Here is a 15,137-nt window from a genome sequence, read left to right as displayed (position 1 = left end):
TCTTAAAACTCTAATTCTGTTTGGGTGCCGTTGTTATCGTTTTCAAGAGTAGAAACAATTTCTTCATCACCTAAATCTTCTACTGTTTCCTCTTCTTGAAGTTCTTCATAAGGGAGAGATTCAAGAGTATTGATGGTTTTCACCTTGTCGGTAGTGAGTTGATTGCCCAATGCCTTAATACCTTTTACGCTGATAAACTCTTCTAAATTGACCGTAAGGTTCTCTTTCTCCTTGCCTTTTTCTTTAGTGAATACTACCTCAGCCATAGGTCGCCAGTCGGCAGAGACAAAGAGCAATTGCGATTTAGGATGCTCAGTAATGACTAACTCTTCGCGATTTTCGTTCTCTACCACAAAGCGTTTTACAAATACACGTTCCTTCTCACCATCGTAGTAAATCACCGAAATAGGTTTCTCGGGCACCCACTTCTCCATTACCAAGATGTTATTATCAAAATGCAAACTCAATTCGGGTATAATGGTTTTTACCAATCCCTCTTTGGTGATAAGCAACATACGATCATCACCTTTGAAAGCACCAAGTAACTTGCCTCTCTCTTCGGTATTGAGACGCCTTACAATATCGTCAAACCATATCTTGCGAGGTTTTAGGGTTGATACGCCTTTCTCTTTTAGCTCAATGCGCTTAATAGCGTATTTGCTAACAAGATTACCTTTCACTCCACGCCCTTTGATGAGGGTGTCCGCAAAATCTATATCCCAACGCAGTTTTCGCAAAGTACCTAACTGACGTAAATTAACGGTTACTACTTCGGCTTCGCCATTAGGATTAGCCGTAAAATAGAGCACTCTACTCTCTTTGTGCTGGGGTATCAATTCGTATTTTTTATCGCGGGTAATACCCGTTACATTAAAGCGTTTGATATACGAGAAGCCGGTTTGTCCGTCTTTGTATATCATATTGTAGATGGTGCGCTTGTCGTCTTTCTTAAACACTGCTACGTGTATGATATTCTTCTCTATATACTGTTTTTCAGCTACTTTGGTAACGTACATCGCCCCGCTTTCGGTAAAGACTATCACATCGTCTATCTCACTGCAATCGCCTACGTACTCGTCTTTGCGCAAGCCTGTACCCACAAATCCTTCTGCACGATTGACATACAATTTAGTGTTGCGCACCACTACTTTAGTCGCCTCGATAGTGTCGAATACACGTATCTCAGTCTTGCGTTCGCGCCCTTTGCTATAGGTCTTCTTAAGTCGCTCGAAATGTGCAATAGCATAATCAACTAAGTGCGCTAAATGGTTCTTCACCTCCTCGATATCGGCTTCTATTTTTAGCATTTGCTCTTCAGCGCGATAGGTATCGAAGTTAGTGATACGAATCATCGGTATTTGGGTAAGGCGTTCTAAATCGTCATCAGTAATTTCGCGTAGCAAATCCTTTTTGAAAGGCTCAAAACGGTCATAGAGGTATTGGTACAAAAGCTCTTTGTTTTTGTACTTTTTATCTTTGAAGTTGATATACATCTCTTCTCTGATGAATATCTTTTCTAAAGAGGCTTTATGCCATTGCAAATGCAACTCCTCTAAGGTGATTTCTAACTCTTGTTTGAGTATACTGACAGTGCGGTCGGTACTACGGCGTAACACCTCAGATACCGTTAAGAAATGCGGCTTATTGTCCTCAATCACACAGGTGATGGGCGAAATAGCCGTCTCGCAAGCGGTGAAAGCGTAGAGGGCATCGATGGTTTTATCAGGCGAAGAGCCATTGGGCAAATGCACTAATATCTCTACATCGGCTGCTGTATTATCATCTACTTTTTTTATTTTGATATTACCCTTATCGTTGGCTTTCAGTATCGAGTCGATGAGGGTTTTGGTGGTAGTGGTAAAAGGTATTTCGGTGATAACAAGGGTGCTTTTGTCTAACTGCGAAATTTTGGCACGCACTCTTAGACGTCCGCCTCTTGCCCCATCATTATAACCGCTTACGTCCATAATACCCGCAGTAGGGAAGTCGGGGTAGAGCTCAAAAGGTTTGCCTTGCAAATAAGCGATAGAAGCATCGATAAGCTCAATAAAGTTATGGGGCAGTATCTTGGTAGAAAGCCCAACGGCTATCCCCTCAGTACCTTGTGCGAGTAATAGAGGAAACTTCACCGGCAGGCTGATAGGTTCTCTCTTGCGTCCGTCATAGCTTGATTGCCATTCGGTTACTTTAGGGCTAAACACCACATCGAGAGCAAATTTAGAAAGTCGTGCTTCTATATAACGGGGCGCTGCAGCATCAGCCCCTGTTAGGGTGTTGCCCCAGTTACCTTGGGTATCGATAAGCAGGTCTTTCTGACCGATTTGCACTATCGCATCGCTTATACTCGCATCGCCGTGGGGGTGGTATTGCATAGTATTACCCACTACGTTGGCCACCTTATTGTAGCGACCGTCGTCCAACTCTTTGAGGGAGTGCATAATACGACGCTGTACGGGTTTGAAACCATCTTCGATAGCAGGCACCGCTCGCTCTAAGATTACGTAAGAAGCGTAATCTAAGAACCAGTCTTGGTACATACCGGTTATTTTGATGATGCTGTCATTAGGATGCGCAGCACTGGTTTGAAGCTCATTTTCTTCCATTTTGCTCTTTTATCTAATATCGAGGTATTTATGCATTTGCAGCGAGGCACGCCACTGTGGGTGCGTCATTACATAATCTACTATTTTTGGGATTACTATTGCTGATTTGCTCCACTCTGGCTGTAGGTATAGCAGACAATCAGGTGATACTTGGGCTGCCATCTCTTCAGCAAAAAGAAAATCATTGTTGTTATAGATGACCATTTTTAGTTCACTTGCCTGCTGTAGTACCCCGCCTACTGGTCGCTTTATTTTTTTAGGTGATAGACATATCCAATCCCACGTGCCTGAGAGAGGATGAGCCCCCGAAGTCTCTATATGAGTACGCGCCCCTCCTTCTCTGAGCAGAGCGGTGAGTTTATCGAGGTTCCACATCAAAGGTTCGCCCCCTGTGATGATGATAAGGCGAGAATGTTTTAGCGCCTCGGCTGCTATATCCTCGACCGGCACTATAGGGTGTGCCTCGGCTGCCCAGCTCTCTTTTACATCGCACCAATGGCAACCAACATCGCAGCCGCCTAACCTAATAAAGTAAGCGGCTGAACCCTTATAATACCCCTCACCTTGTAAGGAGTAAAAAGCCTCCATAAGGGGGAGCGCCTCCCCCCTATGCAAGGCTGTTAACTTATATTCGTCTAACATTTAATCTGCTTCTATTCGTAATTTGCTACGTCTAATATCCACGGGTCGGGTATCTCGGTATTCTGGCGAATTTCTTCTACTTTCTTCATCGCATCTTCGTATTTATCAAAACGATCTACGTAGATAAAGTTAAGCACTTGGTCACGGTTGTAATACACCCTAGCATCGTAGCCAAAGTTTTTCATCTCTTCTACTCGCTTATTTACGTTATTGATATTGAGGAACACCCCTACTATTACGTAATATCCTTTTTCGGTATCTTTAGCCGTTAGCTTGGTAACCCTTGTGCTGCGATATAGCTGGGTGATTTCTTTAGGGTTATTTTCAATCTCTAAGGCAGTAAGGAACAAGAAGTACCTATCGCGGCTGCGAGTATAGTTGAGGTCAAGCGAGGTGGCGTTATTAGGAATAAGATAACGATTGTCATTCTTAATATCCATACGGAAAAGGTCGAAGCCAAGCGTATTGAGGCTGGCAGGCTTACGCTGCGTTACCAAATCGTCATTGACATTGATACTACTGTTGAAGAAGTTCTGAGGCGGACGTACTTTGCTCTCTAACGAGGTAGTTTTGCCACTTTCGGGCACTGTAATCGACACATTGTCGCCCATCATATTAAGGTCGCCCTCAAGGGTTACCCCCATAATACGGGTTTTAAAGTCATCTTCTTCAGGAGTTTTAAATCCTTTGAAGCTAAAGGTCTTAGACTCTTCGTTAGTAATAGCAGAAAAACCATCGTAAGTAATGATTTTCTTGACATTGCTATCAGGATTTTCGTATACTATCACCAATGCCCAGCCCGCAGCTGACCCTCCTTCTATCTGCCCAAGAGCAGCGCGCACGTTTGCCACAGTATAGTCGCCAACTACTTTGGTAGCAGGGGCGAGCAACGAGGTAACATTAGCGTAATAGACATAAGGAGCTGCATTTTTTAGCTTTTCATCATTGATACCATCGTAGATAAGTTCGCCCGATATAGGCACATAGGCATTGATATCAGGGGTTTTAAACAATACGCTACTTGCCTCTTCGCGGTTTTTGTCTACCGGTATATTCTTAGTACCGCGCAACACCCCGCTATTATACGGGTAGGTAGCTGCCCAATAAAGTCCGGCGTAGGCTACCTTGCCCCCCGTACCGTCATAGCTGAAATGAGCCGTACTTGACGCAAAAGTATTGGGGTCGTTATCAATATCAATATACTGCATATCAAACTCGTCATTGAGTTTGGCTTTAGGCGAACGGTCGTTATAAGGGTCGTTAGGGCTTGCGCCTTTTTCTTTGCGGTTTATCACGTTATTGCCTATTATCTTGATATCCCCCTTGATGAAAGTTTCGTACCTGATTTTGAAATCGGTAGTCTGCGCTTGAGTTGGTGCTAAAAGCCCTAAAAGGACTGCTACGGTGATGAGATATTTCATTGATTCAGAATTTGTTTGGCTATTCTAAGCGCTTCAGTACCTTGCTGTAGGGTAACCGTAGGTGTGGTGTTATTACGGATAGCATCAGCAAAAGATTCGAGTTCATCTAAAATAGCGTTGTTATTGTGAATTTCAGGATATTCAAAGTAGATTTGCTTTCTTTCTCCCTCCGCATTTTGCAATATCATATCGAAGTCGCCTGCTACTTCAGGGGCTTCTTTCATCTTCACCACTTCCACTTTCTTTTCTAAGAAATCTACTGATATATAAGCGTTTCGCTGAAAAAATCGGCTTTTTCGCATATTCTTCATTGAGATACGGCTAGCAGTAAGATTGGCTACGCAACCGTTTTCAAACTCTATACGGGCATTGGTAATATCGGGCGAATGGCTTATCACCATAGCACTGCTGGCTGATATGTGTTTCACCTTTGATTTTACCACGCTCAGTATGACATCTATATCGTGTATCATCAGGTCGAGCACTACAGGCACATCAGTACCGCGAGGGTTGAACTCAGCTAAGCGGTGCGCCTCTATAAACATAGGCTCTTGTATCTGGTCGCGTACGGCAGTAAAGGCAGGGTTGAAGCGCTCTACGTGTCCCACTTGTCCTTTTACTTGATGGGCTTCGGCTAAGGCGATGATTTGTTCAGCCTCCTCGACTGTAGTAGCGATAGGCTTTTCGATAAAAAGGTGCTTACCGGCTTTGATGATTTTTTCGGCACAAGCGAAGTGGTTGAGCGTGGGGGTTACCACATCGACCATATCGCAAGCAGCGATGAGGGCTTCGACACTATCAAAACGATGATAGCCAAACTCTTGGCTTACCTTTTGAGCGTTAGCCTCATCGGGGTCGTAAAAACCTACTAACTCGTACTTATCGGATTGGTTTAGCAATCGCAAATGTATTTTCCCTAGATGCCCTGCGCCGAGCACCCCTGCTTTTAGTTTTTCCATTTTTAGTATCCTATTTTAGCGCGTACCCTACGGAGGGTTTCGTCGGCTACTTTATGGGCTTTGGCAGCACCTTCCTTTAGGATAGCGTCCAATTCGTCTAAATGTGCCATAAAGTAAGCATAACGCTCGCGAGGGGTAGCAAATTGTTCTAATATCAGTTCGTAAAGAGCCTGTTTGGCCTGACCATAGCCGTAGCCTCCTGCACGATAGAGAGCTTCTATCTGCTGCACTTGGTCGTCAGTAGCCAATAGGCGGTATAGTTTCATCACATTGCAGGTGGTAGGGTCTTTAGGGTCTTCTAAAGGCGTACTATCGGTTTGTATAGACATCACCTGCTTTCTGAGTTGTTTTTCGGGTAAAAAGATATTGATAAAATTATGACGCGATTTGCTCATCTTCTCGCCATCAGTACCAGGGATAATCATTATGCGCTCTTCAATCTTAGCCTGCGGTAGCACGAATGTTTCGCCCATCTGGTGATTGAAACGCGAAGCCACATCGCGGGTGATTTCGAGGTGCTGTAATTGGTCTTTGCCCACAGGTACGACCTCAGCATCGTAGAGCAATATGTCGGCTGCCATCAGCATAGGGTAGGTGAAAAGACCGGCATTCACGTCTTGCAGATAGTCCATTTTGTCTTTGAATGAATGGGCAAGCGTGAGGCGCTGATAGGGGAAAAAGCAACTTAAATACCACGAAAGTTCTGCCGTTTGAGGCACATCGCTCTGGCGGTAGAAAGTCACCTTATTGGTATCGAGACCGAAAGCTAACCACGTAGCTGCTACGCTATAAGTATTGGCGCGCAACTCCTCGCCATTCTTTATTTGAGTGAGCGAGTGCATATCGGCTATAAAGAGAAAAGATTCGTTAGCGGGGTCGGCAGCCATTTGCACTGCCGGACGTATAGCCCCGAGTATATTGCCCAAATGGGGGGTACCTGTACTTTGAATACCTGTAAGTATACGAGCCATTTTAATTTGTCGATTTGTCGATTAGCCAATTTGTCAGTTTGCAGATTGACTAATAGGTTTAATTGGCGGCAAATATACAAAATTATTTTGAATTATGAATTATGTAGGCAAAACACACGAGATTATTTGAGTAAGAACTGGGCGAGGGTAGCATATTTTTCTGGTGGGAGAAGGATTATTAGTCGTTTACACTTCGGTTATTGTTCGGTTATTGTTCGGTGTTCCTGTATTGTTCTTATATGGTTTGTATAGGGTAGGTGGCTACAGAAAAATTTTCTGGGAAGGCTGGGAGGATTGAGAGGGCTGGGAGGATTGAGAGGGCTGGGAGGGCTGAGAGGAATGGGGGTGCGGAAATAATTAATAAGTTTTTCTTTGGACTTTAACATATTTTTTGTACTTTTGCCGCCGTCTCATAAGGGGTGCTGTAATAGGCTGAGATTATACCCATAGAACTTGAGCAGGTAATGCCGTTCAAGGAATGAAACTAAGCGTAAGGCTTGTTTTTGCTTTTGGGTAGCAGGAACAAGTCGTTTTTTATTTAATAACCACACCAAATAATTGCCTCTTTTATTTGTGAAAAAACCATTTTATTCCACAATGAAAAATGTACTTATGTACACCGCGCTATGCTTGTCGTCAGCAGCAGTGGCGCAACAACCAGTTGACTCGGTTATGGACTCTATCCGTGAGCCTATACTGTTGGACGAAGTATTAGTGTCGGCAGTTAGGGCTAACCAAAAACTCCCTATCACTTTTTCTAATCTCTCAAAAAAAGAGATTAAAGCTAAAAACTTTGGGCAACAACTGCCTTTGCTGCTTAACCATCTGCCTAATGTGGTGAGCTATTCTGATGACGGGGTAGGATTTGGTTCTTCTTATATATATGTGCGTGGTTCGGATATATACCGTACTAACGTAACTATCAACGGAGTGCCGCTAAACGATTCGGAGTCGGGCGGGGTGTTCTTTTACAATCTGTCGGACTTGGCTTCGTCTGCTGAAAACATACAGTTACAGCGCGGGGTAGGTACCTCGTCTAACGGAGCTGGCGCCTTTGGAGCGAGTTTGAATGTGCTAACCGAGGCTATTCAGCCTACAGCAAGTGCCGAAATAGCTAATTTCTACGGCAGTTACAACACTCATAAGCACTCGCTTAAATTTTCAACCGGTAAGATTAATGACCGTTTTGAGCTTAGTGGTCGCTTTTCGGTTATTAAAAGTGACGGCTACAGAGATAGAGGATGGTCTAATCTCAAATCTTACTTTTTACAAGGGGCATACGCTTATGGGGGTACGCTTATCAAAGCTATTTTGTTAGGGGGAAAACAGCACGCCTATCTAACCTATTTAGGACTTGACAAAGCAACCTTGGCTAACGATAGACGCTATAATCCTGCAGGAGAATACACTGATACTGCGGGCAACAAGCGTTTCTACGACAATGAAAGCGACAACTATCAGCAAGACCTTGCTCAACTACATTGGTCGCAACAGTGGAATGAGTTTTGGCGTACGCAAATCGCTTTTCACTATACCAAAGGAAAGGGCTATTGGGAAAACTATGAAAAAGGTGCTTATTCTTGGATAGGGCTTCCTTCATTGGGTAATAATCCTGACGGGGAAGAAAAACAAGCTTACTATATTCACCAACAAGGACTTAATAATGATTTTTGGGGAACGACCTTTTCAGCTAATTATAAAAAGGATAATATAGATTTGTTAGTAGGAGGAGCTTTAAACCGCTATCAAGGGGCTCATATTAAAGATTTATTATGGGCTGAAAAAGCTTATACTTCATACAAAAACAATTATAGTTATGAGGGGCTTAACACCAAAGAAGAAGCATCAGGCTTTGCTAAACTGACCTATACTCTAAACTCAAAATGGAGTTTATTTGCTGATATGCAATTGCGCTATGTAAATTATGAGGCTGAAAAATATAAAGTAAACGAAGCTCTTTACAATTTCAACCCTAAAATGGGAGTTAGCTTTAACCTCAATCCAAACAATAGCTTTTATCTATCGTATGCACGTGCTACTAAAGAACCTAATCGTTCTGACTATAAAGATTATGCTAAGGAACTAAAAAAGAATGCTTTAGCTAAAAAACCTGTAGCTGAAAAACTAAATGATTTTGAATTAGGATGGCGTTATCAGAGTGATAAGGTAGTTTTGAACATTAATGGTTATTATATGGGATACCAAGACCAGCTTATACCTACTGGTAAACTAAATGAAACAGGTTACCCTATCCGTGAAAATGTAGGAAGTAGCTACCGTTCAGGTATTGAGGCTGATGCGACTGTACACCTTTCTACCAAATGGGTATGGCAACCTAATGTAGCTTTCAGTAAGAACATTACTAAAGACTACAAAACAGAGAAGAAAAAAGTTATTACCTATTGGGGCGATACTCAAATTTCATACTCACCAAGTGCTGTAATAGGTAATACTATTAGCTTCTTGCCTATTAAGAATTTTCAAGCAAGTCTTATTTCTAAATACGTAGGTAGCCAATATATTGATAACACACAGCGTGAAGAAGCTAAATTAGATGCTTATTTTGTAAACAACCTAAGTTTGCAATACGAATGGAAACCTAAACATACCTTTAAATCTGTTTTATTTTCAGTAATAGGAAACAATATCTTAAATGCTAAATACATACCTTATGGTAGTAATAAGTATGGAGAATCTTATATACCTGCTGCAGAAGCTCACTATTTAGCAGGTATAACCCTTTCGTTCTAAGAGCGAAGTACCCAAAATTTAGGCATAAAAAAAGCTACCAATAATTGGTAGCTTTTTTATGCCTTACTATATACTTTTATTGTTTAAACCTTTTAAACAAGGTCATTTCTTTCTCGCTGCTGCCTTTCTCTAATATTTCTTTCCGGAAACGAGTGGCTACTTCGGGGTTAAAAATACCAGCTGCTTCGAATATACCAAAAGCTTCTTTTTCTAATACTTCTGCCCATTTGTAGCTGTAATAACCTGCGGCATAGCCTCCGCTGAAGATATGTGAAAAGCCTGTAGATATACAAATCTCTTCAATAGGTGGGAACATCTGTGGTAGTGATAGAGAGTGCTCAAAGCCCTTGGTGCTTCGTATTTCATCGGCATACTTGACACTGTGCCAAGCCATATCGAGAATACCAAAAACCAACTGACGCACCGTTAGGAGTCCCTCCATAAACTTTTGCGCTTTTTTTATGCGGTGTACCCACTCCATAGGTAGAGGTTCGCCCGTTTGGTAATGCGTTGCAAATAGTCGCAGAGTTTCCTCTTCATAACACCAATTTTCCATCAACTGGCTGGGTAGTTCGACAAAGTCGCGAGCTACATTAGTACCACTTAGGCTGGGATAGGTTACGTGCGAGAGCATTCCGTGAAGCGCGTGTCCGAACTCGTGGAAGAGAGTCGTAAGCTCATTAAATGTGAGCAGAGAGGGCTCTGTAGCCGTTGGACGGGTAAAGTTGCAGACTATTGATATATGAGGGCGCGAATCGTTGCCTTGTAGGTCGATATATTGGTCTTTGAAAGTGGTCATCCAAGCACCATTGCGTTTGCCTGCACGAGGGAAAAAATCAGTGTAGAGCAATGCTACATAATTGCCCTCGGCATCAGTTACCTTATAAGTTTGTACCTCTTGGTGATACTTCTCGACCTCATCAGTAAGCGCAAAGTGCAGTCCGTATAGCTTATTAGCGACTGCGAACATCCCTTGTACCGCTTTATCGAGAGCCAAATAGGGTTTTAACTGCTGGTCATCTATCTGATATTCCTCTTGTTTGAGCTTTTCGGCATAATAAGGAAAGTCCCATTGCTGAAAATCATCTATTTTAGAGAATATACGCAGTGTTTTTAGTTCTTGTTTGGCTAAAGGCAAGGCTTGCTCTAACAGCGATTGTAGAAAGTCGTTTACCTGCTGAGGGCTTTCTGCCATACGGTCTTCAAGCACAAAGGTAGCGTAATTCTCATACCCTAATAAGCGCGCCCGCTCACGGCGTAGCAAACTGATTTGCCATACTATTTCCTCATTATTATACTCATTGTCATTAGCGCCTCTTTTGTGATAAGCTATGAAGAGTTTCCGGCGCAATTCTCGGTTATCAGCATACTTCATCACAGCAGTATAGAGCGGAAAGTCAAGGGTAAAAACCCAGCCCTCTAACTTGCGTTTTGCTGCTTCAGCAGTTGCCATTTGAAGAGCATAATCGGGTAGCCCCGTTACCTCTATAGGGTTAGTGATATGTATGAAAAAAAGCTGGTTTTCAGCCAATAAGTTCTCTGAAAATTTTAGCTTAAGCGCTGCTAAATCTCTGTCTATTTCGCGCAGGCGAATTTTGCGTTGGCGTAGGTGCACCCCATTGCGCATAAAGTTATGATACATTTTCTCTACCAAGGTACATTGCTCGGCTGTTAGAGATAGTTTCTCCCGTTTTCTGTATATAGCTTTTATCCGTTTAAAGAGTACAGCGTTAAGCCTCACATCATTAGTGTATTCACTAAGCAGAGGCGAGATAAGTTGTGCTTGTGCTTGTAGTTCAGGAGTAGTAGCGGCACTGTTCAAATTAAAGAACATAGAGGTAAGCCGCTCTAAGCGCAAGTCATTATAAGCTAAAGGAAGTATAGTATTTTCAAAAGTGGCAGGTTTGTAGTTTTTGCTGATTTTTTGTATTTCTGCTAAACTATCATTAATAGCGGTCTGAATAGCTGGCAGATAATCAAAGGCTGTAAATTGCGAAAAAGGAGCAGCCTCGTAAGGAGTATGAAACATAATAAAGTGATTAATATCTTAAGGCTACCCAATCTCTTAGGTAGCCTTCATCTAAATTCATAATTAAAAAATTAATAAAAAACTACTTACTGTCTTGCATAGCAAATACCGATTGTAGCAGAGGAGTAGTACGAGCCGCTACATTGGTGCGTATTTCCTTCTCTTTATCGCCTATTTTAGTGAAAAGCCCATTGATGGCTTGGGTAGTAACATACTGAGTGAGATTTGCCTCTATCGGTTTTACTAAAGGTATTTGGTTGTACTTGCTGATAATGTTCTCCCACACCTTATCAGCACCTACTTTGCTAAGCGACTCTTGTATTTTTGGTGAAAAAGCACTTACCAAAGCCGAAGAAGTAGAGTTCTTCAGATAAGTAGTAGCAGCCGTATTATCACCTTTTAGAATGTTCATAGCATCGGAAAAGGTCATATTTTGTATAGCTGAAAGAAAGATAGGTTTTGCTTGACTTACTGCATTCTCTGCTGCTTCGTTTAGCACTTTTAGCCCTTGGTCGGCTAATGAGCCGAGCCCTATAGAGCGCAAGGTTTTATCTACTTTTTGTAGTTCTTCGGGCAATAAGATACGCACTGCTTGGTCTTTGAAATAGCCACCATCTTTGCTCAAGGCATCTACACCTGCACTCACGCCTAATTCTAACGCTTGCTTAAGTCCGCCAGCTACATTAAGGCTACCACTTTGCGCCGTTTGGCTAAGCACCTGCTGTAACTCATTACAGCTGTTTAAGGTAAGGCTACCTACAGCCAATATACCTAATAAAAGAGTTTTCTTCATATATATTATTTTATTAATTCCTGTTTTAATATTCTGATACTTTTGGTTTTGCTTTGCAAGCATCGTATATAGCATAAGTTGCTGCATATAAGAAAGGTACGGTAAAGAATAACCCCACACAGCACGCTAATACCCCCAACACAGCAATGAGAAACCCTACTAATAGCACTCCCAAAACCGTACCAAAAGAGGCTATGACACGCTCATAACTACCTTTTAGTGCATCAGTAACTGACTGATTTTCAAAGATGATAATCGGGAGGCCTAAGCAAAACACTATATTTATAAAAAAAGAAAGAAGACTGTCTAAGAGCGGTATACCTACTACGTTCATCAGTATTGATATCCCTCCATTAACTACCCCTAATATCAGGGTGCAAAGCATTATACGCCCTGTGTAAGGAGAATTATAGTGCATAAATAAATTAGCAAAATCTGACTGACCTCCTTTTGCAATCGCATCTAAGTTCTGGTAAAAACCAGCTGATAAAGGCGCCACTAACACCCCTACTACTAATGACATAAGAGAGATTTTAGCAAGCATAAGGGGCGAAGACATCAATTCTGCTACATAGAAAGGATTATCTTTTGCATTAATAAGCATCTCATCATAATGAAAAGACATCAGCAAAGGTATACCTATAAACATCAGTAACATAATTACTACCGTAAGCAGCAACATGCCTATAGTGTGTACAAGCAGGGCTTTCTTATAGAGTTGTCCTGCAAAATCGAAAACGTTTGAGAATGACATATTTTAATGTTTTTTAATGGGTTACACTATTAGTATAAAGGCTGTAAATCACTGCGTATAGCATTGGGAAGGTAACTACAATACCTATGCCAAACACAAAAGCCCCTAAAAGACTGACAAGCCCTCCTAAGATTAAGGCGAGCATCACTGTAAAAATGACAGGTACCGTGCGCTTATAGCTATTACCCATAGCCCTGAGCAGCGGTTGGTCTTCAAAAATGATGATAGGCAAAGTAAGCACAAACACAATCGACATTACCGTAACGGTAGCCAAAGCAAATGCCGGAAGCCCTAAAGCGCCTATCCCTACAAAAGCAACACTCTTCAGCGCCGTAAGCAGCAACACATAACTAAGTATCCTGCCGGTGTAGGTAGAGCGATAGAAGCTAAACAGCTGCCCTATGGTAGCTGCCTCATTGCGCTGCACTGACCTGTAATTCTTGTACATACCGGTAGTAAAAGGCGTTACAATACCATCTACCAACAGCAGAAAAAGCGATAATTTGATAGCAAAACCGCCATTGTTTACAAGAGCAGCTATCTTTTCAGGCTGTTTTGACAGTTGTGCGACTTCCTCTAAAGGCATTCCGAAAATAACAGGAGCTAAAAACCAATACAGCCCCAAAAGTGCCCCAAAAAGGAGCAAACAGCCTAACAGATGTGTTAAAAAAGTAGTCTTAAACAACTGAAATGAAAGACTTAATACGTTTGATAGTTTCATTAGTAAGTTTTAAAATGATTGGGTCAGCACAAAGTTACGCCTGATAAGCTCTTCGTCCATTCCATATACATAGTGTTCTTTGTGATACTTCAGCAGGTAAATATACTTCACATACCTACGCACTTTGCTGTAAAACAGCGAGGTAGGGTCTAACTCACCCGTAATATATAGTGCCACCTGCTCAGTATCAATCTCCAATTGTTCTATTGAGAAAAGTATGTAGTATAAGAAATCTTCAATCGTTTCATAACTAAATCGATTGAAGTAATGCAACCGCCTACCCTTGAAAGTTACAAAGTAAAACGACCCCACTTCGGCATAAATATACATCATCTCATAATCGTGCGAGGCGTAGTGCTTTAGAAACATCTTCAGTAGCGAGGTTGCAAAATGCTGATAGTCGAAGCGCCCATAATACGACAGCAAAGCGTTATTAACCATTGCATTAGGCAGATAAGCATTAACCGTTTCTATCGAAGGGATTTTGTCTATCTCTACCGCACGCGCTGGCACATCGGTTACATCTATGCTGTACTTCAGATACTCTATCATCTCCTCTTTTCTGCCACAGAGCGGCTGCGGAATCAGGGCAAAGTTAGGCGAGTTATGCAGTACCCTTATATTATCGAAGTCCTGCCGCAAATCAGTCTCGCCCTCTATTACCTCGTGTATCTGTCGCTCTATTTCTTGAGGTGTTTTGTAGCTGAAGTTCATTGGGAAATTGTAAATAGCCTCTACATAATTCAGCACCGGATTAAAGACACAAAAAGAAAGTCCATCCAAGTTTATTTGAATGGACAATTCCTTAAAGTAGCTGTTTAATTCATTATTGTTTTGCAATTTTTGCGTCATAAGAAGTTGGCCAGTTACCATTAACAGTGATTTCTTCGAGAGAGCCGACTTTTATATTTTCGCCTTTCACATCATCTACTGAGTTTTTCACTACTTCTTTGTCTACTAAGTCCTTGTCAAGCCCTTTTAGGACATCTCTTTTAGATACGTACACTTCAAAAACAGAAGACACAACGTTGTTTTTGTCTTTTATTTCACCTGTTTTCATAGTGAATAAAAGAGGTGCTTCGTCTTTAGTAAACTTAGGTACGTAGCGCAAAGTTTTGTAGCGATCAGAATCTTTAAACAAAGAGTCTTTCACTTTCACATAGCCCAAAGTATCGATGCGAACCCCTTGGCGCATTACCTCGATATTGAACGTCTTATCAAAAGCTGTCCAACTGGTATCGCGTTGCGAAGTAATAGTAAACTGAGCGTTTTCAATAAAGTTAGTTAGCTGGTCGAAATTGTCGGCGTACTTACCGTTGATGCGTAGGTAAGCGTCTTGTGCCGCACGAATATCTTTCAGCTTTTTAATCACCTCAGTATAACGCTCGGTTTTTACTTTGTTAAACTCAATAGGTCCTGTAACTGACCTATAAATTAGGTAGCAAAATACTAAACCTAATGCCCAAAATGCAATAGTTACAATTTTTTTCATC

The 15,137-nt window shown here is 41.8% G+C and carries 12 protein-coding genes; 1 reads left to right on the top strand and 11 read right to left on the bottom strand.

Going from position 1 to position 15,137, the window contains the following annotated elements; all coding sequences use genetic code 11:
* Positions 1 to 2: 2 nt before the first annotated feature.
* Genes C8P65_RS02045 through trpS form a run of 5 tightly spaced genes read right to left on the bottom strand, consistent with a single transcriptional unit; the run spans position 3 to position 6,596 of the window.
* Positions 3 to 2,603, bottom strand: coding sequence for a DNA gyrase/topoisomerase IV subunit A (locus tag C8P65_RS02045; RefSeq protein WP_107780871.1), 2,601 nt, complete (start codon positions 2,601 to 2,603; stop codon positions 3 to 5).
* Positions 2,604 to 2,612: 9 nt separating this feature from the next.
* Positions 2,613 to 3,245: a 7-carboxy-7-deazaguanine synthase QueE gene (locus C8P65_RS02040; protein ID WP_107780869.1), complete on the bottom strand. Its 633-nt coding sequence runs from the start codon at positions 3,243 to 3,245 to the stop codon at positions 2,613 to 2,615.
* Between the two features lie 11 nt (positions 3,246 to 3,256).
* Positions 3,257 to 4,666, bottom strand: coding sequence for an SPOR domain-containing protein (locus C8P65_RS02035; protein WP_107780867.1), 1,410 nt, complete (start codon positions 4,664 to 4,666; stop codon positions 3,257 to 3,259).
* Positions 4,663 to 5,625: a Gfo/Idh/MocA family protein gene (locus C8P65_RS02030; protein ID WP_107780865.1), complete on the bottom strand. Its 963-nt coding sequence runs from the start codon at positions 5,623 to 5,625 to the stop codon at positions 4,663 to 4,665. The genes C8P65_RS02035 and C8P65_RS02030 overlap by 4 nt, the downstream gene beginning before the upstream one ends.
* A 2-nt stretch (positions 5,626 to 5,627) precedes the next feature.
* The gene (gene trpS, locus C8P65_RS02025) at positions 5,628 to 6,596 is read right to left on the bottom strand and encodes a tryptophan--tRNA ligase (RefSeq protein WP_009390468.1); all 969 of its coding nucleotides are present in this window, start codon (positions 6,594 to 6,596) and stop codon (positions 5,628 to 5,630) included.
* 597 nt (positions 6,597 to 7,193) lie between these two features.
* Here trpS and C8P65_RS02020 point away from each other — a divergent pair.
* Positions 7,194 to 9,347, top strand: a complete 2,154-nt coding sequence (locus C8P65_RS02020) for a TonB-dependent receptor (RefSeq protein ID WP_107780863.1) — start codon at positions 7,194 to 7,196, stop codon at positions 9,345 to 9,347.
* Between the two features lie 76 nt (positions 9,348 to 9,423).
* Here the strand turns inward: C8P65_RS02020 and C8P65_RS02015 are convergent, their stop codons facing one another.
* From C8P65_RS02015 to C8P65_RS01990, 6 genes are all read right to left on the bottom strand, one after another.
* Positions 9,424 to 11,376 (bottom strand): M3 family metallopeptidase, encoded by a 1,953-nt coding sequence (locus tag C8P65_RS02015; protein WP_107780861.1) that lies wholly within the window; start codon positions 11,374 to 11,376, stop codon positions 9,424 to 9,426.
* Positions 11,377 to 11,458: 82 nt separating this feature from the next.
* On the bottom strand, positions 11,459 to 12,169 hold the full coding sequence (locus C8P65_RS02010) for a DUF4197 domain-containing protein (RefSeq protein ID WP_107781154.1): 711 nt from the start codon (positions 12,167 to 12,169) through the stop codon (positions 11,459 to 11,461).
* A 25-nt stretch (positions 12,170 to 12,194) separates the two neighbouring features.
* Positions 12,195 to 12,923: a hypothetical protein gene (locus C8P65_RS02005; protein ID WP_107780859.1), complete on the bottom strand. Its 729-nt coding sequence runs from the start codon at positions 12,921 to 12,923 to the stop codon at positions 12,195 to 12,197.
* A gap of 13 nt (positions 12,924 to 12,936) precedes the next feature.
* The gene (locus tag C8P65_RS02000; protein ID WP_107780857.1) at positions 12,937 to 13,644 is read right to left on the bottom strand and encodes a beta-carotene 15,15'-monooxygenase; all 708 of its coding nucleotides are present in this window, start codon (positions 13,642 to 13,644) and stop codon (positions 12,937 to 12,939) included.
* A 9-nt stretch (positions 13,645 to 13,653) separates the two neighbouring features.
* Positions 13,654 to 14,496, bottom strand: a complete 843-nt coding sequence (locus C8P65_RS01995; RefSeq protein WP_107780855.1) for a DUF3822 family protein — start codon at positions 14,494 to 14,496, stop codon at positions 13,654 to 13,656.
* Positions 14,471 to 15,136, bottom strand: coding sequence for a hypothetical protein (locus tag C8P65_RS01990; RefSeq protein ID WP_009390490.1), 666 nt, complete (start codon positions 15,134 to 15,136; stop codon positions 14,471 to 14,473). The genes C8P65_RS01995 and C8P65_RS01990 overlap by 26 nt, the downstream gene beginning before the upstream one ends.
* Position 15,137: the final 1 nt, after the last annotated feature.

This window comes from Capnocytophaga leadbetteri (assembly GCF_003054025.1).
Classification (GTDB): domain Bacteria; phylum Bacteroidota; class Bacteroidia; order Flavobacteriales; family Flavobacteriaceae; genus Capnocytophaga; species Capnocytophaga leadbetteri.
Note: the sequence above shows the minus strand (reverse complement) of the source record. Positions and strands in the feature narration are given on the sequence as shown.

Bases quoted from the DNA above. Each gene is read 5' to 3' on its own strand.
- C8P65_RS02045 (WP_107780871.1), bottom strand. From the start codon at position 2,603: ATGGAAGAAAATGAGCTTCAAACCAGTGCTGCGCATCCTAATGACAGC.
- C8P65_RS02040 (WP_107780869.1), bottom strand. From the start codon at position 3,245: ATGTTAGACGAATATAAGTTAACAGCCTTGCATAGGGGGGAGGCGCTC.
- C8P65_RS02035 (WP_107780867.1), bottom strand. From the start codon at position 4,666: ATGAAATATCTCATCACCGTAGCAGTCCTTTTAGGGCTTTTAGCACCA.
- C8P65_RS02030 (WP_107780865.1), bottom strand. From the start codon at position 5,625: ATGGAAAAACTAAAAGCAGGGGTGCTCGGCGCAGGGCATCTAGGGAAA.
- trpS (WP_009390468.1), bottom strand. From the start codon at position 6,596: ATGGCTCGTATACTTACAGGTATTCAAAGTACAGGTACCCCCCATTTG.
- C8P65_RS02020 (WP_107780863.1), top strand. From the start codon at position 7,194: ATGAAAAATGTACTTATGTACACCGCGCTATGCTTGTCGTCAGCAGCA.
- C8P65_RS02015 (WP_107780861.1), bottom strand. From the start codon at position 11,376: ATGTTTCATACTCCTTACGAGGCTGCTCCTTTTTCGCAATTTACAGCC.
- C8P65_RS02010 (WP_107781154.1), bottom strand. From the start codon at position 12,169: ATGAAGAAAACTCTTTTATTAGGTATATTGGCTGTAGGTAGCCTTACC.
- C8P65_RS02005 (WP_107780859.1), bottom strand. From the start codon at position 12,923: ATGTCATTCTCAAACGTTTTCGATTTTGCAGGACAACTCTATAAGAAA.
- C8P65_RS02000 (WP_107780857.1), bottom strand. From the start codon at position 13,644: ATGAAACTATCAAACGTATTAAGTCTTTCATTTCAGTTGTTTAAGACT.
- C8P65_RS01995 (WP_107780855.1), bottom strand. From the start codon at position 14,496: ATGACGCAAAAATTGCAAAACAATAATGAATTAAACAGCTACTTTAAG.
- C8P65_RS01990 (WP_009390490.1), bottom strand. From the start codon at position 15,136: ATGAAAAAAATTGTAACTATTGCATTTTGGGCATTAGGTTTAGTATTT.